23 protein-coding genes are annotated in these 23,320 nt (G+C 45.0%); 14 read left to right on the plus strand and 9 right to left on the minus strand.

Annotated elements, in window-relative coordinates; translation table 11 throughout:
- Positions 1-77: 77 nt before the first annotated feature.
- The 6 genes from ACWNM1_RS03615 to ACWNM1_RS03640 form a co-directional block, all read right to left on the minus strand.
- Positions 78-698: a TasA family protein gene (locus ACWNM1_RS03615; protein WP_449599920.1), complete on the minus strand. Its 621-nt coding sequence runs from the start codon at positions 696-698 to the stop codon at positions 78-80.
- Between the two features lie 91 nt (positions 699-789).
- Positions 790-1,377, minus strand: coding sequence for a signal peptidase I SipW (gene sipW / locus ACWNM1_RS03620; protein ID WP_449599921.1), 588 nt, complete (start codon positions 1,375-1,377; stop codon positions 790-792).
- 1 nt (position 1,378) lies between these two features.
- The gene (locus ACWNM1_RS03625) at positions 1,379-2,548 is read right to left on the minus strand and encodes a hypothetical protein (RefSeq protein ID WP_449599922.1); all 1,170 of its coding nucleotides are present in this window, start codon (positions 2,546-2,548) and stop codon (positions 1,379-1,381) included.
- Between the two features lie 394 nt (positions 2,549-2,942).
- Positions 2,943-3,920, minus strand: a complete 978-nt coding sequence (locus tag ACWNM1_RS03630) for an aldo/keto reductase (protein WP_449599971.1) — start codon at positions 3,918-3,920, stop codon at positions 2,943-2,945.
- Positions 3,921-4,038: 118 nt separating this feature from the next.
- Complete coding sequence (locus ACWNM1_RS03635) at positions 4,039-4,602, minus strand: PadR family transcriptional regulator (protein ID WP_449599923.1); 564 nt, start codon at positions 4,600-4,602, stop codon at positions 4,039-4,041.
- Between the two features lie 5 nt (positions 4,603-4,607).
- Positions 4,608-6,128, minus strand: a complete 1,521-nt coding sequence (locus ACWNM1_RS03640; protein WP_449599924.1) for an MDR family MFS transporter — start codon at positions 6,126-6,128, stop codon at positions 4,608-4,610.
- Between the two features lie 377 nt (positions 6,129-6,505).
- Here ACWNM1_RS03640 and ACWNM1_RS03645 point away from each other — a divergent pair, with 377 nt between their 5' ends.
- The 9 genes from ACWNM1_RS03645 (at position 6,506) to ACWNM1_RS03685 (ending at position 14,710) form a co-directional block, all read left to right on the plus strand.
- Entirely contained in the window at positions 6,506-6,778 is a 273-nt protein-coding gene (locus ACWNM1_RS03645; protein ID WP_231573462.1) for a metal-sensitive transcriptional regulator, read from the plus strand.
- A gap of 53 nt (positions 6,779-6,831) precedes the next feature.
- Positions 6,832-7,032, plus strand: coding sequence for a copper chaperone CopZ (gene copZ / locus ACWNM1_RS03650; protein ID WP_042184300.1), 201 nt, complete (start codon positions 6,832-6,834; stop codon positions 7,030-7,032).
- 113 nt (positions 7,033-7,145) lie between these two features.
- Positions 7,146-9,608, plus strand: a complete 2,463-nt coding sequence (locus ACWNM1_RS03655) for a heavy metal translocating P-type ATPase (protein WP_449599925.1) — start codon at positions 7,146-7,148, stop codon at positions 9,606-9,608.
- 31 nt (positions 9,609-9,639) lie between these two features.
- Complete coding sequence (gene nfsA / locus ACWNM1_RS03660; protein WP_449599926.1) at positions 9,640-10,392, plus strand: oxygen-insensitive NADPH nitroreductase; 753 nt, start codon at positions 9,640-9,642, stop codon at positions 10,390-10,392.
- 194 nt (positions 10,393-10,586) lie between these two features.
- Positions 10,587-11,495 (plus strand): ABC transporter ATP-binding protein, encoded by a 909-nt coding sequence (locus tag ACWNM1_RS03665; RefSeq protein ID WP_449599927.1) that lies wholly within the window; start codon positions 10,587-10,589, stop codon positions 11,493-11,495.
- A gap of 2 nt (positions 11,496-11,497) precedes the next feature.
- On the plus strand, positions 11,498-12,232 hold the full coding sequence (locus tag ACWNM1_RS03670) for an ABC transporter permease (protein ID WP_042184306.1): 735 nt from the start codon (positions 11,498-11,500) through the stop codon (positions 12,230-12,232).
- Between the two features lie 4 nt (positions 12,233-12,236).
- Positions 12,237-13,391, plus strand: coding sequence for a sensor histidine kinase (locus tag ACWNM1_RS03675; protein WP_341127019.1), 1,155 nt, complete (start codon positions 12,237-12,239; stop codon positions 13,389-13,391).
- Positions 13,388-13,990, plus strand: a complete 603-nt coding sequence (locus ACWNM1_RS03680; RefSeq protein ID WP_449599928.1) for a response regulator — start codon at positions 13,388-13,390, stop codon at positions 13,988-13,990. The genes ACWNM1_RS03675 and ACWNM1_RS03680 overlap by 4 nt, the downstream gene beginning before the upstream one ends.
- Before the next feature lie 18 nt (positions 13,991-14,008).
- Complete coding sequence (locus ACWNM1_RS03685; RefSeq protein WP_042184312.1) at positions 14,009-14,710, plus strand: histidine phosphatase family protein; 702 nt, start codon at positions 14,009-14,011, stop codon at positions 14,708-14,710.
- Between the two features lie 108 nt (positions 14,711-14,818).
- Here ACWNM1_RS03685 and infC read toward each other — a convergent pair whose 3' ends face one another.
- Both infC and ACWNM1_RS03695 read right to left on the minus strand, forming a co-directional pair.
- The gene (infC, locus tag ACWNM1_RS03690; protein WP_449599929.1) at positions 14,819-15,337 is read right to left on the minus strand and encodes a translation initiation factor IF-3; all 519 of its coding nucleotides are present in this window, start codon (positions 15,335-15,337) and stop codon (positions 14,819-14,821) included.
- A gap of 62 nt (positions 15,338-15,399) precedes the next feature.
- Positions 15,400-16,305: a LysR family transcriptional regulator gene (locus ACWNM1_RS03695; protein WP_449599930.1), complete on the minus strand. Its 906-nt coding sequence runs from the start codon at positions 16,303-16,305 to the stop codon at positions 15,400-15,402.
- A 110-nt stretch (positions 16,306-16,415) separates the two neighbouring features.
- Here ACWNM1_RS03695 and ACWNM1_RS03700 point away from each other — a divergent pair, with 110 nt between their 5' ends.
- The 4 genes from ACWNM1_RS03700 to ACWNM1_RS03715 all read left to right on the plus strand — a co-directional run bounded on the left by ACWNM1_RS03700 (position 16,416) and on the right by ACWNM1_RS03715 (position 19,916).
- Complete coding sequence (locus tag ACWNM1_RS03700; protein ID WP_076300080.1) at positions 16,416-16,820, plus strand: tautomerase family protein; 405 nt, start codon at positions 16,416-16,418, stop codon at positions 16,818-16,820.
- Position 16,821: 1 nt separating this feature from the next.
- Positions 16,822-17,148, plus strand: a complete 327-nt coding sequence (locus ACWNM1_RS03705; RefSeq protein ID WP_449599931.1) for a carboxymuconolactone decarboxylase family protein — start codon at positions 16,822-16,824, stop codon at positions 17,146-17,148.
- A 90-nt stretch (positions 17,149-17,238) separates the two neighbouring features.
- A complete protein-coding gene (locus tag ACWNM1_RS03710) occupies positions 17,239-18,795 on the plus strand; it encodes a sigma-70 family RNA polymerase sigma factor (protein WP_449599932.1) in 1,557 nt (518 codons plus the stop codon).
- Positions 18,796-18,938: 143 nt separating this feature from the next.
- Positions 18,939-19,916: a phosphotransferase gene (locus ACWNM1_RS03715; protein WP_449599933.1), complete on the plus strand. Its 978-nt coding sequence runs from the start codon at positions 18,939-18,941 to the stop codon at positions 19,914-19,916.
- 48 nt (positions 19,917-19,964) lie between these two features.
- Here the strand turns inward: ACWNM1_RS03715 and ACWNM1_RS03720 are convergent, their stop codons facing one another.
- Positions 19,965-20,858, minus strand: coding sequence for a helix-turn-helix transcriptional regulator (locus ACWNM1_RS03720; RefSeq protein ID WP_449599934.1), 894 nt, complete (start codon positions 20,856-20,858; stop codon positions 19,965-19,967).
- A 145-nt stretch (positions 20,859-21,003) separates the two neighbouring features.
- Here ACWNM1_RS03720 and ACWNM1_RS03725 point away from each other — a divergent pair, with 145 nt between their 5' ends.
- Positions 21,004-23,256, plus strand: a complete 2,253-nt coding sequence (locus ACWNM1_RS03725; protein WP_449599935.1) for a beta-L-arabinofuranosidase domain-containing protein — start codon at positions 21,004-21,006, stop codon at positions 23,254-23,256.
- The last annotated feature ends 64 nt before the right edge of the window (positions 23,257-23,320 follow it).

Here is a 23,320-nt window from a genome sequence, read left to right on the forward strand (position 1 = left end):
TAAAAAGAAGAGCAGCATCTACTTATCCGCTTTCCGGAATAAGAATCTGCTGCTCTTCGAATGGAAGACTTATTAGATTATTTAGCGGATCCAGCAGTTTGCTTACCTACGAAATCCCAAGTCAGTGTTAATGAATCTTTTTGGAAGTAGTTCTGCTCTTGGCCGTTATCAACAAATTCGAATTGAACGGTGAAGCTATCATTTGTGCCGGCCTTAATTCCAGATGCTTCGCTAGTTCCCCAGATTGCATCAAGTCCAGTGTTTTTTACGAGATCCGGTGTCTGAGTCTTCAAATCGGCCAGGGTAGTTTCCCAAACTACTTTCTCTTCACTACCAGGTAAGATGCCGCTTTTATCTTTATTCACCAGGAATTTAACCTTGATGGATTTTGCCAAATCGTTAGCGCCGTTGTTACCACCTACATCATTAATAGAGGTAGCTGTTTTGAGGAGAATCGAACCGATATCAAGTGTACCGTCATTTTTTAGTTTGAAGTCTCTTTTGATCGTATCGCCTGGCTTCAAATCCTTCAAATCAACGATAACAGAAGGATCTGAGTTCAAATCCAGTGTACCTGCTGCAAATGTAGCGCTGCTTTGTGCAGTGTCACTAAAGTAAGCGAAGGTTCCTCCACCAATCAATGATAAACCCAGTGCTGCTGATGCTACGCCAAGACCCAATGTTTTTTTGATACCCATAATTAAAATTCCTCCTCGGTTTTTGTGGTTTTTTTATAAAAGTTATATATTGTAACTTCCGGTTCGTAAGCGGAAGCGGACAATCAACGAATTACTGTATTTCAGTTGGGGGTGGAGAGGCGGGCAGTATAGCAGCATTTTTCTTTTCGAGTGCAGCTACAGCCTTCCATGACGAATACAGAGCATAGAGCAGGAGCATCAAGCCTGGTACGATCATGAGCATGACACTTCCAGCTTTGGAAACTGCGAAATTCATAGCGTAACCTACGTAAGGTACGGTGACCCCGGTATACTCAGCTACAACATTCGTGGAACTGGTAGGGTTCATATCAGGCGCATCATTGTTATCGCCTTTCGTGCGATACATGGCTTCACCAGTAGCGTTGTTCATTGTTGCTTCTACAACACGGTGAGTAATGAGCAGGTTTTCTTCATTTCTAAAGGTGATAACATCGCCTTTTTTGAAGCGATTCATATCTCCTCCGGGTTTTAAAGCGACAATCGATCCGGTATGAATCCCTGGTTCCATCGAACCTGAGAGTACCGATTTGATCTGGTATCCGAAGAAGGCAGGTTCACCGCCGGAGGCCTTTGATAAAACTACGGCTACCACCAGCAGAATGAATATCACAAGCATGATGCTCGATAATGTATTGTTGATCATTTTTTTAATCCGCATATTATTCGCCACCTTTAACTTGTTGAGGGTCCGAAGGGGCTGGTGTTGCTACCGGTGGGGAAGTGGTTGTATCTTCCGCTTTTGGCGCCTCCTGAGGAACTGCTTGCTGTGGTACATCTTTTGGAATCGTTAGCTCTTCACCAATTTCCGGAACGACCGGGTTAGTGGCTGGGGCTTCAGGCTGTTCTTTATTTATGTTCTCTGGAGTAGCTTCACCTTTCGGTGGAGTCACTTCCGATTTTGCTTTCTCCTCAGCTTCAGCTTTCGCTTTGTCCTCAGCTTCTTGCTTTTCTTTTTTCTCCAGTGCCAAACGTTCTTCTTCTTTCTTCGTTTGTTCCAGCGCCTCTAGTCGGGCTTTCTCAAGTGCTTCCAATTGTTGTTCACGGGTTTGACTGATCAATTGGAGCTGACTCTGAAGATTGCTGATTCCTGAAGTAGCCGATTCTTTAAGACCATTCATTTCAGTATTGAGATTTTCATAAGTGGAGGTAAGTTCGCTAGAGATATTGCCGGCCGGCTGACTAAAAGGAATCAGGAAAGGTAACGGCTGCTGAAACGCCTCGTTGCGTAACTCGGGTTGTCCATATACATCATTGGTCACTACCGAAGCAAGTGGAAGCCCGATGTCGTGTATGGAGTTTAGATATTGGATGACTCCCTTTAAGGAAGCATTCAGGGATTCAGAGATTACACCGCTTTGATTCAGGCTGCTTTGCAGCTCTCTGAAGAATTGTTCATCCTTGATTTCTAGACAGTTTGAATCTAGAGAGGTCATATATCCTCCAATCTGGAATAGGACAGCTGCTGCTGCGTTCAGCTCACCATTGATTTCGTTCCAAATTTGGCTGTTGGTGGCCAGTTGCTCATTCACGCCATCGATTTGAGATTGAAGCGCGGAGATTTGTGTGGAAATCTCTTGCGCTGCGACATCAAGCTCATCCAGCGTCATGCCTTCTATTCCCGAAACGTCTGAGAGACTGCCTGAAGGGGCATAGCTTTGAAGCGATCCTTTTAAAGCAGTAGCTCTTTCGATATGATCTTTGAGTTCTGTTAGAAGCCCCTTGATCGAGTTTGGAAATACTTCGCAAAAGCTAATGGTGCTAGTGGTTTGCGTAGTAGCTCCAAAACCACCATAGGTACTACCCACTTGCTGCGAGGTAGTCAGAAACAAGACGGAGACAGCCATTCCTGATTGCAGAACACGTAATCCGATTTGTTTCTTTCGTTTAGGTCTTCTTTTTGCTGATCTGGGTCTCAGAGGAATACCTCCCCTCAATGTCTTGAATTTCTTTGGTTCGTTATTATTGTTCTTTATTGAGAACAACTTCTGTAATGAATAATACATGGAATAAATTGAAAAGAAAACTGTCAATAAGTCTCGTTTGTGCTCTATAAAGAACAAAAATGTTAATTTATCTCTATTTATCTCGGTTTATCGCTTTATATCTATTTTTATTCGCAATAGAGAACGATATATAGGTGGGGAATGTATTAAAAATAGCCTAATCATGCGAGAGGCACGATTAGGCTATTAAGAATTCTTGCGAGTTTAATTGTGGGCTCAGTTAGGGAAGACGATTACCACGTGAACTAACATATAGGTCATACCATTCTTTACGAGTAAGCTCCAGCTTGTCTGCATCGGCGCAGGCAGCGATGCGCTGCGGATTCACAGTCCCAATCACAGGCTGAATAGCTGCCGGATGTGTCATTAGCCAGGAAAGCACTATGGCTTCGGGTGTGGTTCCTTTTTCATCTGCAAGTTGTTTAACCATGGCAGCTGTCTGGACGATATTCTCTGGTTGATCCTCTAATGAACGTCCACTAAATAAGCCTTGTGCGAGTGGGCCCCAAGCTTGAAGCTGAATGTTCTCCATTCGACAATGTTCAAGGGTTCCTTCGGGAAAGGTAATATCCTTCCAAGGTTCACGGTTTACACTGATTCCAGCATCGACCCAACTTAGCTTGGCTAGGCTCATGTGTAGCTGGTTTACGATAAAAGGTTCCTCGCAGTAGGCTTGCAGCATTTTGATCTGCGCTGCGCTCATATTGGAGACGCCGAAATGACGAACCTTACCTGTTGCTTTTAATTGATGCAAAGCAGAAGCCACTTCCTCCGGATCCATTAGGGGGTCAGGCCGATGGAGCAGCAGAATATCAATATATTCCGTTCCTAGTCGCGACAATATTCCTTCTACACTGCTTAGAATATGCTGTCTTGAGAAGTCAAAGACATTAGAGCTGTCTCCAGGCTCCATTAGCTTAATACCGCATTTCGACTGAATAATGATTTCTTCTCTTAGTCCTGGGCGTTCCTTAAAGATTTGACCGAATACCTTCTCGGCTTTACCACGGGTATAAATATCTGCGTGATCAAACATATTGATACCACTAGATAGTGCAGCGTCGACGGCTGCATGTCCTTGTTTAACATTCTCGGCGGTAATCGGTTCATGATCCCAGCCCCCACCAAATCCCATACAACCTAGAGCAATACGGCTGGCTGGTATACCGCGCTTGTTTAAAGGCAGTGTTCTCACAATGTGATTCCTCCTAGGAAAATATGATTGCGTACACGTACATATTGTACACGCTTAGATTCTAGTGTGGTATTTATTGTCTCTGCAAAAGCGAAAAAAAGAGTAGAGGTCCCTAAGGACTCTACTCTGTATAAAGTGGTGTTCCAATGTCATTCAACTTGCGTGCTACAACATCATCATAGAGACGTTGCAGCCATTTTAGTTCAATAAGGGTGTGTTCATAGGTGCCGTACATGAGATGAAGGGCGGAACGAGGAACAATAGGAATATGTTCTTCATATACCTGATAAGCCAGATTCACCTGATGTTCGGTTTCCCGAATACGTTCTTCGAGCAGCTTCTCCACCTTGTTTTGATCAACATGACGGGACATGGCTAGAGCCATATACATCGGATGATAGAAGGGCTCGTTCTTTTTAATTTGCTGTAGAATTAACTGCTCGAATAAATTTTTACCTTGCTCAGTAATACCATAAATGGTTTTGTCTGGGCGATCACTGCTGCTAATCACTTCTAAAGCTTCGATATAACCATTTTGTGCAAGTTTATCGACAGCATAGTAGAGAGACCCTAGCTGGAGCTTTGTAATCCGGTCCATGGAGCGCTCTTTCATGACTAGTGTAATTTCATAGGGGTGCATATTTCGTTCAAGCAATAGTCCGAGAATAGCCAATTTCATCGACATAATCGTTACCTTTTACCCTCGGACGCCTGAGCAGTTTTACTCGGAATGGTGAGGCGGTCTTTTGGCATAAGCAGCACAAAGACTAAACCAAGGACGGCAGGAATCATGGCCCACATAAAGGTATGTGCGATTGAAGAGGACAGTGCACTAGATATTTTCTCTAAAATTTCTGGTGGAATCTTGGCTCTTGCTTCAGGTGTCAGGGCTGCCCGTGGATCGCCGAAGGCTGCTGACTGCTCACTTCCGCCAAAAGCTTCGCTAATGCTGCTAGTGAAGTTGTTACGCTGAATAATACCGAAGATCGTAATCCCCAACGTCATCCCAAGAGAGCGCATAAAGGTACTTGTTGAAGTTGCCGAACCGCGTTGGCGCATATCGAAATTATGGATAGCTGCCATGCTTAGCACGGAGAAGGAGAAGCCCACGCCGAATCCAGTTAAGGCCATGAATACATTAAGCATGAGACGGGAGGTATCTGGTGATAAAGTGCTTAGACTGTAGACACCTGCTACAAAACAGACTGCGGATAGGATCATAATGTTGCGGAAACTGGTTTTGGTTGTAAGTAGCCCACCGGTCTGACTGCCCACGACCGTACCGATCATCATCGGCATAAGGATCAGTCCAGAGTTCGTAGCGGAGCCGCCAAATACGCCCTGTACAAAGATAGGAATGTAGATAGTGGCTACGATAAAGGCAGAGCCATAGAACAAGGCTGTCACACTGCTTGTTGCAAACAACCGTTTACTGAACATCGCGAACGAGATAACAGGTTCAGCCGCCACTCTCTCAATGAGGATGAATGCCAGCAAGAGTACATCGAAGCCGGCGAATAAGCCGAGAATGACACTGGAATTCCAAGCGTATTGATTGCCTCCCAGTTCTAGCGCAAACATTAGGCAGATAATGGCGCCGACGAGAGTGAAGGCTCCGCCCCAGTCGATGCGCTGTTTAGCGTGAGAGATCGATTCTTTGTAAGAAGTTGCGATCAGAAAAAGTGCAATAATTCCGAGCGGCAGGTTAATGTAGAATACCCATTGCCAGCCTACATAGTCGGTAATATATGCACCCAATAATGGTCCGAGTACACTGGAGATTCCGAAGACCGCACCGAAAAGGCCGGTCAGCTTTCCTCTTTTTTCAGGAGGGAAAATGTCGAAAACGATGGTGAAGGCGATAGGCATTAGTGCACCGCCGCCGATTCCTTGAATTGCCCGGTAAATACTTAGTTGTGTAATACTGGTTGCAGTACCGCACAGTGCTGAACCAATCAGGAATACAATCAGTCCGAACATGAAGAAACGTTTACGTCCATACATATCCGAGAGCTTGCCGAAGATAGGGGTCCCAGCCATTACCATGACCATATAGGCCGAAGTGACCCATACGATTTTGTCCAGACCGCCAAGGTCGGAAACAATGGTTCCCATAGCTGAAGCTACAATGGTATTGTCCATCGCGGACATCAGAATACCGAGCAGCAGGCCGATAACTACGAGTTTAAGATTACTTTCTTTAGTATGCATGCTTCGCAGGCTCCTTTTTCTAATAGTGATAAATCCGTTCAAAAAATGTTCATAGGTTAGAAGCAAAATTTATTATATTCAAATTTGAATAGGGTAGCAATAGTTTTTTTCAAATATAAGAAGTATAAGTTTCACACAATACTATATGTCTTATATTTCTCGCTTAAACGCTTACCTTCCTTATAAGGACACCGAAGGTGTTTATGCTTGGAAAAATGGGATTTGGGGGATAGAAAATAAAGAACGCCTCTTGACATACCCTACGGGGGTATATTATATTATTGGCAAGGAGGCTGATTCTTATGTCTACTAGTAAGCAAGAACAAACTGAGAAATCCTGCGAAGCTGACTGTCATTCTTCAGCATCTGGAGAACGAATGAGTCATCATTCGACAGATTTCAAAAATGGTTTGAATACTCGCCTCAACCGGATTGAAGGCCAGATCCGCGGGATAAAGGGTATGATAGAGCGGGATACTTATTGTGACGATGTGCTCAATCAGCTCGCAGCGGTTCAAGCGGCACTAAACGGTGTTGGTAAGATGCTGCTGGAAGGGCATATGAAGAGTTGTATTATTGAACGAATCGAAGCCGGTGAACATGAGGTTATCGATGAGCTGCTAATTACGGTTAACAAATTAATGAAATAATAAGCTAATGCTCCTTGAGCATGGCTTCATAACATTTACTGGAGGTAATAATAATGTCGAACGCTACATTAAACGTTGAAGGAATGTCTTGTGGTCACTGTGTCAACTCTGTAGAGAAGGCTGTAGGTAATCTTGGAGCTACTGCTAAAGTTGATCTTGCTGCTAAAAAAGTTTCCGTTGAGTATGATGAGAACAAGGTGAGCCTTGGAGCTATTAAAGAAGCTATTGAAGAGCAAGGGTATGATGTAGTTTAATTTGAAGCACAGTAATAAGGCTTGGAGCTGTATGGGAATGCCATAAGCTCCAATGCCTTTTCTTTTTATAGAAATTATCATACTCTATAGGGGTATGAGGAGGCTTTGGAATCATGGATAAGTTAAAAACAACAGCTTCACCCAATGAACAGCAAGCAACCGTACAGATTACAGGCATGACCTGTTCTGCTTGTGCAGCTCGAATTGAGAAAGGATTGTCCCGGATGGAGGGTGTTTCTCGCGCAAATGTAAATTTGGCCTTGGAACAAGCCACTGTCGGCTTCGATCCTTCTGTATCAGGGTTACCACAAATTGAAGATAAAATCCGCGCTCTTGGTTATGATACCGTCAAAGAGACCGCGGATTTTGATATATCAGGCATGACCTGCGCTGCATGCTCGGCGCGGATCGAAAAAGTGTTAAGTCGTACGCCGGGGATCGCAGCAGTGAATGTGAATTTAGCGCTGGAAACGGCACATGTAGAATATACTCCCGGTAATATTAGTCCAAGAGAGATTATGGAGAAGGTAAGCAATATCGGATATAAAGCTACTCTTAAAGAAGACCGCAAGGATCATGTGGATCGTCGTGTACAGGAAATTCAGCATAAGAAGTGGAAGTGGATCATTTCTGCTATTCTTTCTTTCCCATTGTTATGGGCGATGGCAGGTCATTTTTCATTCACAAGCTGGATTCCAACACCGGAGTTATTTATGAATCCTTGGTTTCAGCTTGTTCTGGCGACCCCCGTACAGTTTATCATCGGCTGGCAGTTCTACGTAGGCGCGTATAAAGCACTTCGTAACGGGAGTGCCAATATGGATGTGTTGGTCGTACTGGGGACATCAGCAGCGTATTTCTACAGTCTTTATCTGACGATTGATTCATTAAGTATGAAGGGAATGAATCATACCGCCCCAATGTATTATGAGACGAGTGCTGTACTCATCACACTCATCCTCGTCGGTAAATGGTTCGAGGCGCTAGCCAAAGGACGTTCCTCTGACGCCATTAAGAGCTTAATGGGGCTTCAGGCAAAGACGGCTCTCGTGATCCGCGATGGCAAAGAAATGAATATTTCGACAGATGAAGTGATTCCCGGCGATATTGTATTGGTGAAGCCTGGAACAAAGGTGCCGGTGGATGGAGAGGTAGTAGAGGGTTCCTCTTCTGTGGACGAGTCTATGTTGACCGGAGAAAGTATTCCTGTAGAGAAAAAACCTGGAGATACCGTTATCGGTGCTACATTAAATAAGAATGGGATCTTAAGAATCAAAGCCAACAAAGTAGGAAGAGACACTGCACTCGCTCAAATCATTAGAGTAGTGGAGGAGGCCCAAGGCTCCAAAGCGCCGATCCAGCGGATCGCGGATGTTATCTCAGGTATTTTTGTACCGATTGTTGTAGGCATTGCGATGATCACTTTCTTGGTCTGGTACTTCTGGGCAGCACCTGGTCAATTTGCCGATGCCCTTGAAAAAGCTATTGCGGTGCTTGTAATCGCTTGCCCATGTGCGTTAGGTCTTGCAACGCCGACCTCCATTATGGCGGGATCGGGCCGCGCTGCGGAGCTTGGTATTCTGTTCAAGGGTGGTGAGCATTTAGAAGGCGCACAAGGGATTAAGATCGTTGTTTTGGATAAGACAGGTACGGTTACAAATGGTAAGCCTGTGCTGACTGATATCGTGACTACCACTGGAATTGCCGCTTATGGTAAAGAAAGTGCAGAGAATCGTCTATTAGCTTTAACTGCGGCAGCCGAGAAATTATCAGAACATCCGCTTGCGGAAGCTATCGTAGCAGGAGCCGCTGACAGAGGTTTGATCTTACCCACCGCTGAACAGTTTGATAATGTACCTGGACGGGGAATTATGGCTGTTGTCTCCGATCATCAAGTTAGGGTGGGTACACGGCGTATGATGGAAGATCATCAATTGGACATCACAGAGTGGACCCCAGTCATGAAGAGACTGGAAGAGGCAGGAAAGACAGCTATGCTTGTAGCGGTGGACGATGAGATTGCCGGGATTGTCGCTGTGGCGGATACGATTAAACCAACCTCAAAAGCAGCTGTAGCTGCGCTTCATGCGATGGGCATAGAGGTCATTATGATTACAGGTGACAATAAAATCACCGCAGAAGCTATTGCGAAGCAAGCAGGTATTCGAAAAGTGTTAGCAGAGGTTCTACCAGAAGGCAAAGCGGAGGAAGTTCGTAAGCTGCAGCGGAATGGGACAAAGGTAGCTATGGTTGGGGATGGCATCAATGATGCTCCTGCACTGGCTACTGCAGATACGGGCATGGCGATCGGTACAGGTACGGATGTAGCAATGGAGGCTGCAGATATTACACTGATGCGGGGAGATCTGAAGAGCATACCCGATGCCATTATGATGAGCCGTAAAACGATGAGTAATATTAAGCAGAATTTGTTCTGGGCACTTGCATACAATACAATAGGTATACCGATTGCTGCACTCGGATTTCTGGCTCCATGGCTAGCTGGAGCTGCGATGGCATTCAGTTCTGTGTCCGTCGTCTTGAATGCACTTCGTTTGCAGCGGGTAAAGCTGTAAGAGAAACCTAACTATGTAAGGAGTGGCCGCTGTGCAAGAAAACAACGAAACAATATCTCTATTAATGAACCATGCATCTGTCCGCAAGTATCAGGATAAGCCAGTAAGTGAAGAGCAGCTTGCAGCTATTATTGAAGCAGGCCAAATGGCTTCGACTTCCAGCAGTGTACAAGCCTATAGTGTTATTGCAGTGACTGATCCGGCTCTAAAAGCAGAGCTTGCCGGATTAGCGGGTAATCAGGCTTATATAGAACAATGCCCAGTCTTCTTGGTCTGGTGCGCGGATCTGTATCGGCTGCGTGAGGTCACAAAACCTCATTTGCAGGGAGAGACATCGTATGAAGATTCTGCAGAGAACCTGATAGTGACAACCGTGGATGTTGCGCTTGCTGCACAGAATGCTGCTGTAGCTGCAGAATCGCTCGGACTTGGGATTGTTTATATCGGCGGAATTCGTAACCGGATCTCGGAGGTTTCTGAGCTGCTAGGACTGCCCGAACTGGTTTACCCGATATTTGGAATGTGTGTGGGCTATCCTGAAGGAGCCTCAAGCCTGCGTCCGCGTCTGCCATTAGAGGCTGTTCTACATCGCAATCGCTACAATGCCGAAACGACAGTGGAGCAGGTCAAGACTTACGATAAAGTCTCTTCAGACTATATGCGTGAGCGGACTCATGGTGCCAAGGATACACCTTGGTCTGTGATTATGGCAGAACGGTTGGCACAGCCAGCGCGAATGCATATGAAGGAATTCCTTATCGGAAAAGGATTCTTCCAGAGGTAATCTAGTATTTTCGCTTAAAGAGGTTGCCCTATTCGTAGTTAAAACTACGGGTAGGGCAGCCTCTTTTTCGTACCCTGAGGCATGAAGGTGACAGTTGTCATCTTAAAGAAATGACAGTCCATACTAATGTCAGGTCTCTTTTTTTCATATGATTGAAATAGATCAAACGCATTCGGAATCGGAGGGGTTACGAAATGGACAGTGTTATTGAGATGAATGAAGTTAGCAAATTATATAAGGATAAGAAAGCAGTAGATAACATCAGCTTCAACATTGCCAAGGGTTCGATTACAGCTATTCTTGGACCAAACGGAGCAGGCAAAACAACGGCATTGGGAATGTTATTGGGGCTATTAGAGCCCACTGAAGGTTCAGTGAAAATATTCGGACAACATCCAAAAGAAAAAATGGTACGTGAAAAGACAGGTGCGATGCTGCAAGAAGTAAGTGTGATGGATCGGCTGAAGGTTCGGGAGATCATTGCGCTGATCCGTAGCTATTATCCACAGCCGATGGATATGGAGTTTCTAATTAAAGCTACAGGGCTTGCGCCAGCGGATTTGAATAGATACGCCGAGAAGCTCTCGGGCGGTCAAAAGCGTAGTCTAGGCTTCGCGCTGGCCCTGGCGGGCGACCCAGAGCTGATCTTTTTCGATGAACCCACGGTTGGACTTGATATTACTTCCCGGCGGCGGTTCTGGGATACGGTTCGTGGACTTGCGGAGCAGGGCAAGACGATTGTGTTCACGACACATTACTTACAGGAAGCTGAAGATATTGCGGATCGTATTCTGTTGTTTAGCAAAGGCCATTTAGTTGCAGACGGAAGTCCAGATGAGATTAAATCGCGGATTGTGAAGCGTTCGCTGTCCTTTTTGCCAATAGGTGATCGAACTAAATTACGCAGGAGCCTGCTGGAGCTAACCGCTATTGAAGGTTGTTATGAAAAAGAAGGCCGAATTCATGTGACGACAGACGATACGGATGAAGCACTGCGAGCCATTTTTGTTACTGGACTTCCCGTGAAAGATGTTCGTATAGACCAGGGACGTTTGGACGACGCTTTTGAACAATTGACCATGAACCAAGAGGAGGCTATCTAAAGATGAGACTAATAACTGTACAGTGTAAAGCCGAGATGCTGAGGATCATCCGTAATCCTTATTACGTGTTCTGGTCGTTACTTATGCCTATCATGTTCTACTTCATCTTCACCCGCGTGGTCAATACAGGTAACGATGACCCGACATGGCGCGCTCACTACTTAATGTCGATGGCAACTTTTAGTGTAATGGGCTCTGCGATCATGACCCTTGGCATCCGTTTAGTGCAAGAACGAACACAAGGCTGGACTACCTTTATTCGGATTACCCCGCTACCGGGTTCCGTCTATTTCTTCGGAAAAATGTTCGGGCAAACGATGATGCATCTGTTTTCGGTCATTTGTATTTTTGCGGCAGGATATTTAATCAACGGTGTCTCCTTATCTGCGGGTCAATGGGTGCTTAGTGGGCTATGGATTCTGATCGGTTCCCTTCCATTTTTGGCGATTGGTACGCTTGTGGGTGCTATGAAACGGGTGGATACGGCTAGTGGAGTCAGTAACGTGATTTATATGGCGCTTGCTGTAGCGGGGGGCATGTGGATGCCAATTGAGATTTTACCACGTTTAATGCAGAAGATTGGTCATTGGTTACCTTCTTATAACTATGGAAATGGGGCGTGGGAGATTGTACGTGGCTCAGCCCCGCATTGGAGTAATGTCTTGATTTTGCTCGGATATTTGGTAGTTTTTATGTTACTATCGGTTTATATTCGAAAAAAACAGGAAGCGGTGTAAAGTAATGACCGAGCGTGGACAGTTCCAGTTATTTCCGAGAAGTCAGGGGTTTTTCCCTTATGTATGGGCTGTTTATCTAATTTTGCCCATTCTGAATTTGCGCGGGGAGACTGGAGTGAAGCTCATTCTAGGTGGGATTATGATAGCGGTGTTTGCCATCAGCTATCGCCAGCTGTATTGGGTTCGGGGTGGCGTGTTTAATGTTTGGTTAACGACTCAAATGGTGATTATCGTGGTGCTTAGCTTGTTCTATACGCCCTTTAATCTGTATATGGGCTTTTTCACCGTGAATTTTATAGCTTATTATACGGAGAATAAAGGGTTTAAAATTGCATTTACTTCTTTTGTGGTCATGGTACTTTCGGTGCTGGTCTTAGTAGGCCGTGAGTTGGAATGGGTTAGTATTATGTTCTTAATCCCGTTTATCGTTATTATGCTGATTATGCCATTCGGCGTAAGATCCATGCATCAACATCAGAAGCTGGAGAAAGAGCTAGATCAAGCTAATGAGGTGATTAAAGAGTTGGTGAAGCGTGAGGAACGCATGAGAATCGCTCGTGATTTGCATGATACCCTCGGGCATACGCTGTCCTTGATTACATTAAAAAGCCAACTCGTAGAGAAGCTGGTGACCAAAAATACGGAGCGAGCCCAAGAGGAGGCGCGGGAAATTCAGCGTACTTCGCGGGCTGCGCTCCGTCAGGTGCGCGAGCTAGTGTCGGAAATGCGTGCGATCTCAGTAGCAGAAGAACTGGCAGAAACCGGGGAAATGCTGCGCACGGCGGAGATTGCCTTGGAAGTGGAAGGGGACATCTCGCTAGAGGGAGTATCCGATCTGACGCAAAATATTCTCAGCCTCTGTATCAAAGAAGCGGTGACTAACATTGTGAAGCATAGTAGAGCGGATAAATGCTTCATCGGGGTGGCAAAGACCGCCGGAGAAGTTCGAGTTACCGTTAAAGATAACGGAATTGGCCTCCAGAACGGTGAGAGATGTAATGGTGAGCTTAGTGATGGAAATGGTATGAAGGGGATGGCGGAACGTCTATCCCTGATTGATGGCTCTCTGTCGCTAAGCTCAGAAGAAGGTCAGGGAACTACGCTGATCGTTATGATCCCTCTAATCGTTAAGGAAGCAACAGGAGGTGAGAGTGCATGATAACCATCGTTATAGCGGAGGATCAACGTCTGCTTCGGGGAGCGATGGCATCCCTGCTGGATCTTGAGGATGATATCGAAGTCGTCGGAGAGGCTTGTGATGGAGCTGAGGCGTTAGCTTTAATCGACAGGCTTCAGCCGGATGTATGTCTCATGGACATTGAAATGCCGTTCAAGAGCGGGCTGGAGGTTGCAGAAATATTGCGGAGTAATGGTTGTCCGACTCGAATTATCATCTTGACTACCTTTGCCCGTCCGGGCTATTTCGAGCGTGGAGTGAAGGCTGGTATACAAGGATATTTGTTGAAGGACGAGCCTGTAGATAAGCTGGCTGAATCTATTCGCCGTGTCATGGCTGGACATCGGGAGGTATCCCCCGAGTTAGTTTTTGGTAGCCTGCGGGAAGAAAACCCACTAACAGCACGGGAACGAGAGATATTAAAGCTGGCTGGTGAAGGACAAACGGCGGCGGAGATTGCTTTTTCGCTACACCTTTCTTACGGAACTGTTCGCAATTATATTTCTGAAATACTCAATAAGCTGGAAGTGAAAAGTCGAATAGAGGCGGTACGACTGGCAGAGGAAAAAGGCTGGATTTGAGGGGAGCAGGGCATTATTATGCAAATATTTCTGATTCGTCATGGTGATCCGGACTATTCCATAGATGGTCTAACAGAATTCGGGCATCAGGAAGCAGCAGCACTAGGAAAACGCATGGCATCTATCGGTCTGGATGAACTATATGCTTCACCACTGGGTAGAGCACAGACCACAGCCAGTTATGTGGCCAAAGAGACGGGACTTGTAATTCAGACAGAACCTTGGACTTGTGAACTGGATTGGACAGAGATTATGTTAGATGGACAATTGTCGTCTATTTGGGATAGCCCCGGAGAACATATTAGCGAACTATCGAGTGGAAAGAGAGTATGGTCTGATGAAACAGATCATTGGTTGAAGCAAGAGGAATACAGATTGCGATTCAGCGAATTACAAGCGGCTTCAGATCAATTCTTACTTCGACACCATTACAAAAGAGAAGATGGCCTGTATCGGATCCTTGAGCCTTCTACCAAGAAGATTGGAGTAGTATGCCATGGTGGCTTTGGCCTCGCATGGCTAGCTCATTTATTACAGATTCCTTTAGCTTTGGCTTGGTCCGTATTTTGGTTAGCGCCAAGCTCGGTAACGACGATCTTGTTTGAAGAGCGCAGCGAGAACTTTGCGGTTCCTAGATGTATTGGACTAGGAGATGTTTCCCACCTTTATGCTGGCGGCATGAACTATCGCCCGAGGGGATTAATGGGCAATCATGTTTAAAGTGAATGCTTAAGAGTGAGTAAGAACATTGCCTATGAAGTGAAAGGCCATCCCACAGAGGATGGCCTTTTTACTAGCTCTATATGATCGGAACGAATAGAGCACTCTTCAACGTGGATTTAATCTCACCTGTGACCCTTTACCACCTGTTTGGATGCCAGTGTCCTTCGTTCCAACTTCCTTCAAGTCAGTCACTAGTCGCTCCAATACGGCCTTAGAAGCGGCAGCTTCTTTGGCACCGGATGCCTTCACGACTAATTGCACTGGCTTGCCAGAACGGAGATGCTTCTCGGCCTGACGGAGCTTCGTATCGTAGTCATGCTCTTCAATATGAGCAGTGAAGCGGAGCTCTTTGACCTTCTCCTTGCTGCCGCCCTTTGCAGCTGAGCCACCACTGGCCTTGCGTGCAGAGGCTGCTTCCTTCTGCGCGGCCGCCTTTGCTTTGCCCTTTGCAGTTAGGCTGCAGGGCGGTGGGCTGCTCATTAGCGAGGTGCATACCAGATCAGCACCTGCTGATCTGGCCATGGCCAGCGCTTCTTCCCGGGAGACGATGCCCAGCTTTTCGCCTCTAAGTCCTGTAAGGACTACTTCGGATGCTCTGATTTGTTCGTTAATTAATACTGCCACTACTATGAATCCTCCCCTGATAACTGATGATAAAGCTATCATATATGGAACTAGCTTGAGGTTCAAATGTGGAAAGGAGGATTAGCGTTACTAATCTTCTCAATTTCCTCTTTTATGATTTGCATGAATAGTTTTTTTGATGATGTTGCTAGATATTCTCGGTTGCGCCGCTGCAATATACCCACTTGAATGAACGGCTCGCTTAGTTCAACATCGATTTTTACAATATCTGTCATTAAAGATGTCGAATCAAGCACTACCCCCACCCCAGGGTTCTTTCTTATAAAATGAGGAATAGCAGAAATTTGGCTTATGGTGGATAGAGTGGGCTTTGATTCGAATCTCGAAAATTGCTTAGCTAACCGAAGGTAGTATAAGCAAGTGCGTCCTCCAGCTATAATTGGATATTCAAGAATTTCTCGAAATGGAATATCGTGTCGTTCGCCTAAAGGATGATTGTGATCTACTATAAAAGCGATTTTCTCGTGATAGAGCGGTTCGAAATAAAAGAGAGACAGGTCGGACGGCTCACCGCAGATGGCGAAATCGATTTCACTTTGAAGGACGAGTTGAGAGAGGGAATCAGTGTTACCCTGAATAAAGTTACATTCCATTTTTGGTTTTTGCTCATGAAACTTTAGAAAGGTGTTCGGTAAGACAGATTCCATCATGGATTCAATGCCTCCGATATGAAGTGTGCCAATTTCGTCATGCTGTAAAGCCTTGGTGAGTTCTGTTACATAGTTCCAATGTTGAATAAGGTTGACGATTTCCGCTGCAAAGACTTGCCCTGCACTTGTCAGTTCTACTTCCCAGCCTCTGTGAAAGAGTTGTATGCCAAGTTCTTTTTCAAGACGTTGAATTTGGTTTGTAATGGTAGACTGCGCATAATTCAACTTCTCTGCAGCGCGTGAGAAAGTTCCTTCTTGAAGGATGGTCTTAAAAGCCATCAGTTCTTTTAGATCCATCGACTGTCACCTCTATCGGTATAATTGATTAAGATTATTATCTTATTCAATTATATAAATTATAAGGGTGAGAGTACAATAAAAGAATTCCAAAGAAGGAGTGAATTAATTTGCCATTCATTAGAGTCAGTTATTTGGAGCAACAATACGACATTCATCAGCTAGAGGGAATATGCAGAGCGATTATGAGTGCATTAATTCAGCATTTCCATGTACCGGAGGATGATATGTTTCAGGTTTTTCATGCGCATAAAGCGGGGGAGTTTTTTTATAGTAAAGATTATTTAAATATTGAACGAAGCGACGGACTGATATATATCCAAGTTACGCTAAAATCCGGAAGATCGACGGAGCAGAAAACAAGCTTTTACGCGATGCTAGCCGAGGAATTATCGATGACGCTAAACATCAGAAAAGAAGATATATTCATTGTGCTCGTCGACACGGAATTCGAAGATTGGTCGTTTGGTAACGGTGTTGCTCAAATGCTACAACCTCCGGTTAGGGAGGTGTAATATGGCGCATCGGAAAATCGCCACAAATGTACGGGAATCGTTAGGGGAGTTCGCTCCGGCATTCGTCGACTACTCGGAAAATGTGTTATTTGGGGACTTATGGAGACGGGAGCAATTATCACTTCGGGATCGCAGCATGATTACGATTTCTGCTTTGGTGATGGGGGGCATGACGGAACAACTCCCCTATCATTTGCGCTTGGCTTTAGAGAACGGATTACAACTTGAAGAAATCGTGGAGGCCATTACCCACCTTGCTTATTATGTAGGCTGGCCGCGAGCCTCTTCAGCTCTAGAGGTTGCAAAGGATGTAATAGGAAAAAAATAAATAACGTCTGACTTTTTTAATCTCATCCGTAACCTTTGGGAACTTCATTGGCACTTGTATATAATACGGAAGAAGGGAGCGAGCGAAGGTATGCTTCAGTATATTGAAGAGGCAGGGCGAGGAGATCGTCACGCCTTTGAACAGATCGTTAGGCACTTTACACCGATGGCAAATGCAGTTGCGTTCGAAAAGCTCCACGATTACCAATTAGCGGAGGATGCTGTGCAAGAAGCCTTCACAGAAGCCTTCCTGCATTTGAATAAATTAAGAGAAGTAGAGGCATTTCCAGGCTGGTTTAAAGCGATTGTGGCAAGGCAATGTTATCGTATCTTGCGAAGAAAACAGCATTCTGCAGTACCTTACGATGAAGCAGTGGAATCGAGAGAATCTTCATTTAATGTGACAGACATTATTGAGAAAAAAGAAGCGCGGCGACTGCTTCACGAGTCTATAGCTGCATTGACATCCAATATGCGGATCGCCGTTCAATTATATTATTTTCAGGGATATTCCCTTCAAGAGATTGCTGACTTTCTGGGGACTTCAGTCCCGGTATTGAAGAAACGACTCTTTGATGCTCGCCGCAAGCTTAAGGGTGCGCTACCTGTAGCGGATGTCCTCTCCGTGTTCAATCATTTGTACGAAGGAGGAAAAGGTGTGCTTCATATTGTAAACGGAGATGTAGTGGGAGATAAGCTGCGTCAGGGAATTGTGCAAGGGGATGTATTAGTATGGAGAGAGGTCTACTCTCATGGTCCGGTCTTTTTAGAGCCTGCGGAACAGAATAACCGCTTAGTAAGAGCGCATTATTTAGAACAAACGATGGGGATTCCGCAGAAGGAATTTATACAGAACAGTAAGGAACAGGAAAAGATCTTAGCTGATTTTCATAAATATGATGAAGTTGTATTATGGTTCGAGCATGATCTATTCGATCAGACGATGCTGTGCTATTTGCTCCATTGGTTCTCGAAGCAGAAGAAGGGATCCACGAAGCTGAGTTTATTGTGCATTGGAGAATATCCCGGCATTGAGCTGTTTCGAGGACTTGGACAACTATCTGTAGAGCAAATGGAGACTTTATCAGGAACGTGGAAGTTAATCGGCGACAAGGAGCTAAAGGTAGGCCAAGAACTCTGGGAAGCCTATGTATCACCGAATCCAGAATCATTACAACAGCTACTAACTAAGGATACGTCCGCATTGCCATTTGCACATGACGCCTTCATAGCGCATTTATCTCGTTTCCCATCGACCTATAATGGAATTGGTATCGTAGAACAGATCACGCTGGAGATGATCCATAAGGGAATAAAATCACCCTATGAGCTATTCAAAAATGTGGGAGATAAACTTCATATCTTAGGCATGGGTGATCTGCAATATTGGCATATTCTAAGACAGATGGCACAAGATCCATATCCGTTACTGCAAACCCATGGGTTCAATGATTTCCCTGGTTATAACGATCCAGTAATGCCATTCAAAGACTGCGAGCTTGCATTAACCGAGCTAGGCAAAAGTGTATTGGCTGGAAGTGAAGACTGGGTTCAGAAAAAAGGAATCGGAGAATGGTATGGAGGGGTGCAGCTGCAAGGATCGACTCCGCGCTGGCGATGGAATTCGTTGGTCGGAGCGCTTCAATAAATACTCGGCTCTAGTCAGCTTACACAATCATTATGGTTCAACGATGCGGAAAGTTTAGCTATATTTAATAAATCCCTCGCCTTTATACGGTCCAAACGTGAAAATAAATAGTGAGTAGCAATTAACGTTGAAGGGTGATTTATATGCTGAAACTACCGGTGTATCATTCCGTTATTTCTTCCAATGCCTTAGTACCCGTAATTAATGATCTTTATGAAATCGGGGATGTTTTGGAGTGTAGTTTTTATGAGAACGGACTTAATGATACCTATTTACTAAAGACCTCTATTGATAAATACATTCTTAGAATCTATAAAGCTCATTGGCGAAATAAACATGAGATTGATTTTGAAGTGGAGTTGTTGAATCACTTAAAAAAGAAGAATATACCTGTATCGACCCCAGTAATCAGCAAGGATGGTGGTTATCTGATTGAGCTGGAGGCTCCTGAAGGAACACGCTACGCAGTTCTGTTTACTTTTGCAAAAGGCAATTATTCCGATGAAAAGGTTAGCTGTGAATTATACGGTGAACAAGTGGCTAAGATGCATCTGGCTATGGATGATTTCGAATGTGGGAAGCAAAGATTTACGCTTAATTTGGATCATCTGCTTAAAGAACCGCTTCAATCGATTCGCAAGCCTTTATCCCACAGGCAAGAGGATATCGTCTATCTAGAATCTTTGTCGGAAGTATTGGCAAATAGCATAACTGAAATCTCAACAGAGCTGGATTGGGGGGCATGTCATGGTGATCTTCATGGAGCAAACGTACATTTCTACGAGGATACCCTGACTCATTTCGACTTTGATTGCGGAGGTTTTGGATGGAGGGCCTATGATGTTTCCGTGTTTTTGTGGTCAAGGGTTAGAGGGAAAGAACGAGAGCATTTTGACAATGAACAATGGACTGTTTTCCTGGATTCATACCAAAAGCATAAAGTATTATCTGAGAACGATTTAAAGGCAATCCCTATATTTGTTGCTATCCGGGAGATATGGTTGATGGGTCTGCACACAGGGAACTCACAGGTCTGGAGTTGTGGGTGGCAAAACGATCATTACTTCAATACTAATCTGCAATTTCTACGTAATTGGTGTGAAGTTCACTCTATCCAATAGACAAATACCCAAACAAGAAGCCACTCCATATTTAGGGGTGGCTTTACTTCAATCATTATTCATAAATGTCTTATGATAGGCGTTACGATATTGAGTTGGTGTCATGTTCTCGTATTTTCGGAAGAGGCGCATGAAATACTTATCGTCGGTGAACCCCGTCTCTGTCGCGATTTCCCTCACGCTGAGGGCGGTTCTGGTTAGCAGCTCCTTCGCTTTAGTCACACGTACGGAATGAATATACTCCAAAGGCCCCATCGAGGTATGTTGTTTAAATAGCCGAGCTAAATAATCCTTGTTGTAATTGAATTTCTCCGCGATGATTGCCACCGTAAGAGGTTCGCTTGCATGTATTCTTGTCCACTCGGCTATTTTTACAAAGGTGACATCTTGCTGCGCACGGATTAGCTTACTGGCGAACGGCTGAAGCGCATGCTCAGATAGCTCAATTAAGAGTGAGGTCAACAAATAATTAACGCTGGAATAGGTTAAATACCCCGAGTTGGCTACATGGAGGATTTGATTCGCCAGAATATGAATCCGGTCACTGTGCTCGATCTTTATGAACTGTGGTAGATATAGATCATGTACGGACCATAGGCGCTGTGTGCGCGAAAAGATTTCTTCTGCCTCAGACTTCAATTCCTCTTCACTCAATAATAGCCCCTCGTATGTCAGTTCGAAATGAAACCAATAAAACTTAACCCCGGGCCGTGATTCTCTATAGCCGACATGCGTGCGATTAGGCATAAGCAAAAGAGCTTCATCAGGGCCTACCTCGAAGCTTTTGTTCTCCTCACTTAAATAGACTGTTTCATTCACGCCTATGATTAGCTCATAATTGCCCATTGCACGTTCTACATGTTTCCATGGAGTTTCTGAGATGAATTCACCTGCCGCAGTAAAATGAACAGGTATATCTGCATTTATTTTTAAATAGGTCATGCGGTCCTCCTAGCAATCAATAAGTCGGATTAGTCCACTATTTGTATGGCTGATCTACCGACAAACCAACGTTCCGATGTTATCTTATGGATACAAATATACACTTGTCATATCACCCTGACAAGATTGCGAGGGAGCGATTTCATTGAAGACGCAAGCTTTTGATTTGCAGAATGTACGCATTGATTCAGGTCCACTTCTCCATGCGATGGAGTTAAATACGGATTATTTACTCAAGCTTGAGGCAGATCGGCTACTGTCGCGTTTTCGCCAATATGCTGGCTTAGAGCCAAAGGCTGCTCACTATGAAGGCTGGGAATCTCAAGGCATTAGTGGCCATACGCTAGGCCATTATATCTCTGGATGTGCGTTAATGTATGCCTCTACAGGGAATGAAGAGCTGCTCATCCGCGTGAATTATGTAGTAGACGAATTGGAGCATTGTCAGGATGCGCATGGTAATGGCTTCATTTCCGGTATTCCTCGTGGCAAAGAGCTGTTTGAGGAAGTGAAGGCAGGCGATATTCGCTCACAGGGCTTTGACCTCAACGGTGGCTGGGTACCGCTGTACACGATGCATAAGCTGTTTGCGGGTCTTCGTGATGCTTATCGATTGGCCGGAAATCAGAAGGCGCTCGTTATTGAAACGAAGCTTGGGCTGTGGCTTGAAGATATTTTCGCAGGGCTGAATAAAGATCAGATCCAAGAGGTGCTGCGTTGTGAATTCGGCGGCATGAATGAAGTCCTCACAGATTTGGCAGAGGATTCTGGCGATGACCATTTCCTCACCTTAGCCGAAAGCTTTTACCATGGAGAAGTCCTTAATGATCTTGCCGAAAAAAAAGACGCATTAGCAGGAAGACACGCCAATACTCAGATTCCGAAGATTATTGGAGCGGCAAGACATTATGAGGTAACGGGACAGGAGCATTACGCAGGCATCTCTCGCTTCTTCTGGGATCGGGTCGTGAATCATCATTCATACGTGATCGGCGGCAACAGCTATAATGAGCATTTCGGCGAACCGGATAAGCTGAACGACCGATTGGGAGAGGGTTCATGTGAGACGTGTAATACCTACAACATGCTGAAGCTGACCAAGCATATGTTCCTGTGGGATGCTTATGCCGCATATGCGGATTACTACGAACGTGCAATGTATAACCATATTCTAGCTTCTCAAGAGCCGGTAGATGGACGTGTGTGTTATTTTGTATCCCTCGAAATGGGTGGGCATAAGTCGTTCAACTCCCAGTTTGAGAGCTTTACATGCTGTGTAGGCTCAGGAATGGAAAGCCATTCTATGTATGGCTCGGCGATTTACTTCCATAGTGAAGATGAGCTGTATGTGAATCAGTACGTACCTTCAACAGTGACTTGGAAAGAACAAGGCATTAGTTTGAAGCAAGAGACCAAGTTCCCTGAAGAGGGACAAGGCACCCTGCGTATCAGTACGGAGAAACCAACTAAATTCACTTTGAAGCTAAGATACCCTTACTGGGCCGAGCAAGGCATGAGGGTTAAAGTGAATGGTGAAGACATTCAAGTGAGTGTGGGCAAATCCAGCTACCTAGCTTTGGATAGAGTATGGCAGGATGGAGACGTTGTCGAATATGATATTCCGATGTCGGTAAGAATCGAGTCCATGCCGGATAATCCAAACCGAATTGCATTCCTCTATGGACCGCTTGTGCTTGCAGGTGATTTTGGACCTATAAATGCAGAGCTAGGTAGTGATCGCGCCCTTGCCTCCGTATTAATCGGAGATCGCGAGACACTTGCCGATAACCTCATTCATTCTAACGTGAGCAAAAATGTGTTCCGGATGAAAGGTTTAGGATATGCAGGAGACCATGAACTTCGTCCGTTCTACCCTATGCATGATCATCGTTATTCGGTGTATTGGGATTTATTCACGCCAGAGGAGTGGAAGCTGGTAGAGGCTGAATATCGCGAGGCCGTAGAGAAGAATTTGCTGCTTGAGCAGCTAACCGTCGATTCGATACAACCTGCTGAAATGCAGCCCGAGCGCGACCATAATTTCGAAGGAGAGTATGTAGGCTTAGGAAAAATTTACAACCGCAAGTATCGCGACAGCTGGATCAATGGCTGGTTCTCCTTCACGATGGAAGTCTTGCCAGAGGAGCAAGTGGATCTGGTGGTAACGTATTTGAAATCCAACGATACTTCGGTGGCTTTCGATATTACGGCAGATGGGGAACGACTTGGGCTAGGCGTCCTTGAGTCTGAAGAGATGAACAAGCTGGAGACCATTCGTTACGAGCTTCCGCAAACGATCACGGGCAGCAACTCAGCGGTTACGATCAAGTTCGCTTCGCATGAAGGACATAAGGTGGGCCAAGTGGCAGGACTACGTATCGTCAAACGTAATTCTTGAAATATATGGATTAGAGAATTATAATAGGAACAATTCTTTTAATTGGGGTGAAATGGATGTCTTT

Source organism: Paenibacillus sp. Marseille-Q9583 (genome assembly GCF_976954365.1).

Bases quoted from the DNA above. Each gene is read 5' to 3' on its own strand.
- ACWNM1_RS03615 (WP_449599920.1), bottom strand. From the start codon at position 698: ATGGGTATCAAAAAAACATTGGGTCTTGGCGTAGCATCAGCAGCACTG.
- sipW (WP_449599921.1), bottom strand. From the start codon at position 1,377: ATGCGGATTAAAAAAATGATCAACAATACATTATCGAGCATCATGCTT.
- ACWNM1_RS03635 (WP_449599923.1), bottom strand. From the start codon at position 4,602: ATGTCGATGAAATTGGCTATTCTCGGACTATTGCTTGAACGAAATATG.
- ACWNM1_RS03640 (WP_449599924.1), bottom strand. From the start codon at position 6,128: ATGCATACTAAAGAAAGTAATCTTAAACTCGTAGTTATCGGCCTGCTG.
- ACWNM1_RS03645 (WP_231573462.1), top strand. From the start codon at position 6,506: ATGAGTCATCATTCGACAGATTTCAAAAATGGTTTGAATACTCGCCTC.
- copZ (WP_042184300.1), top strand. From the start codon at position 6,832: ATGTCGAACGCTACATTAAACGTTGAAGGAATGTCTTGTGGTCACTGT.
- ACWNM1_RS03655 (WP_449599925.1), top strand. From the start codon at position 7,146: ATGGATAAGTTAAAAACAACAGCTTCACCCAATGAACAGCAAGCAACC.
- ACWNM1_RS03665 (WP_449599927.1), top strand. From the start codon at position 10,587: ATGGACAGTGTTATTGAGATGAATGAAGTTAGCAAATTATATAAGGAT.
- ACWNM1_RS03670 (WP_042184306.1), top strand. From the start codon at position 11,498: ATGAGACTAATAACTGTACAGTGTAAAGCCGAGATGCTGAGGATCATC.
- ACWNM1_RS03675 (WP_341127019.1), top strand. From the start codon at position 12,237: ATGACCGAGCGTGGACAGTTCCAGTTATTTCCGAGAAGTCAGGGGTTT.
- ACWNM1_RS03680 (WP_449599928.1), top strand. From the start codon at position 13,388: ATGATAACCATCGTTATAGCGGAGGATCAACGTCTGCTTCGGGGAGCG.
- ACWNM1_RS03685 (WP_042184312.1), top strand. From the start codon at position 14,009: ATGCAAATATTTCTGATTCGTCATGGTGATCCGGACTATTCCATAGAT.
- ACWNM1_RS03695 (WP_449599930.1), bottom strand. From the start codon at position 16,305: ATGGATCTAAAAGAACTGATGGCTTTTAAGACCATCCTTCAAGAAGGA.
- ACWNM1_RS03705 (WP_449599931.1), top strand. From the start codon at position 16,822: ATGGCGCATCGGAAAATCGCCACAAATGTACGGGAATCGTTAGGGGAG.
- ACWNM1_RS03710 (WP_449599932.1), top strand. From the start codon at position 17,239: ATGCTTCAGTATATTGAAGAGGCAGGGCGAGGAGATCGTCACGCCTTT.
- ACWNM1_RS03715 (WP_449599933.1), top strand. From the start codon at position 18,939: ATGCTGAAACTACCGGTGTATCATTCCGTTATTTCTTCCAATGCCTTA.
- ACWNM1_RS03720 (WP_449599934.1), bottom strand. From the start codon at position 20,858: ATGACCTATTTAAAAATAAATGCAGATATACCTGTTCATTTTACTGCG.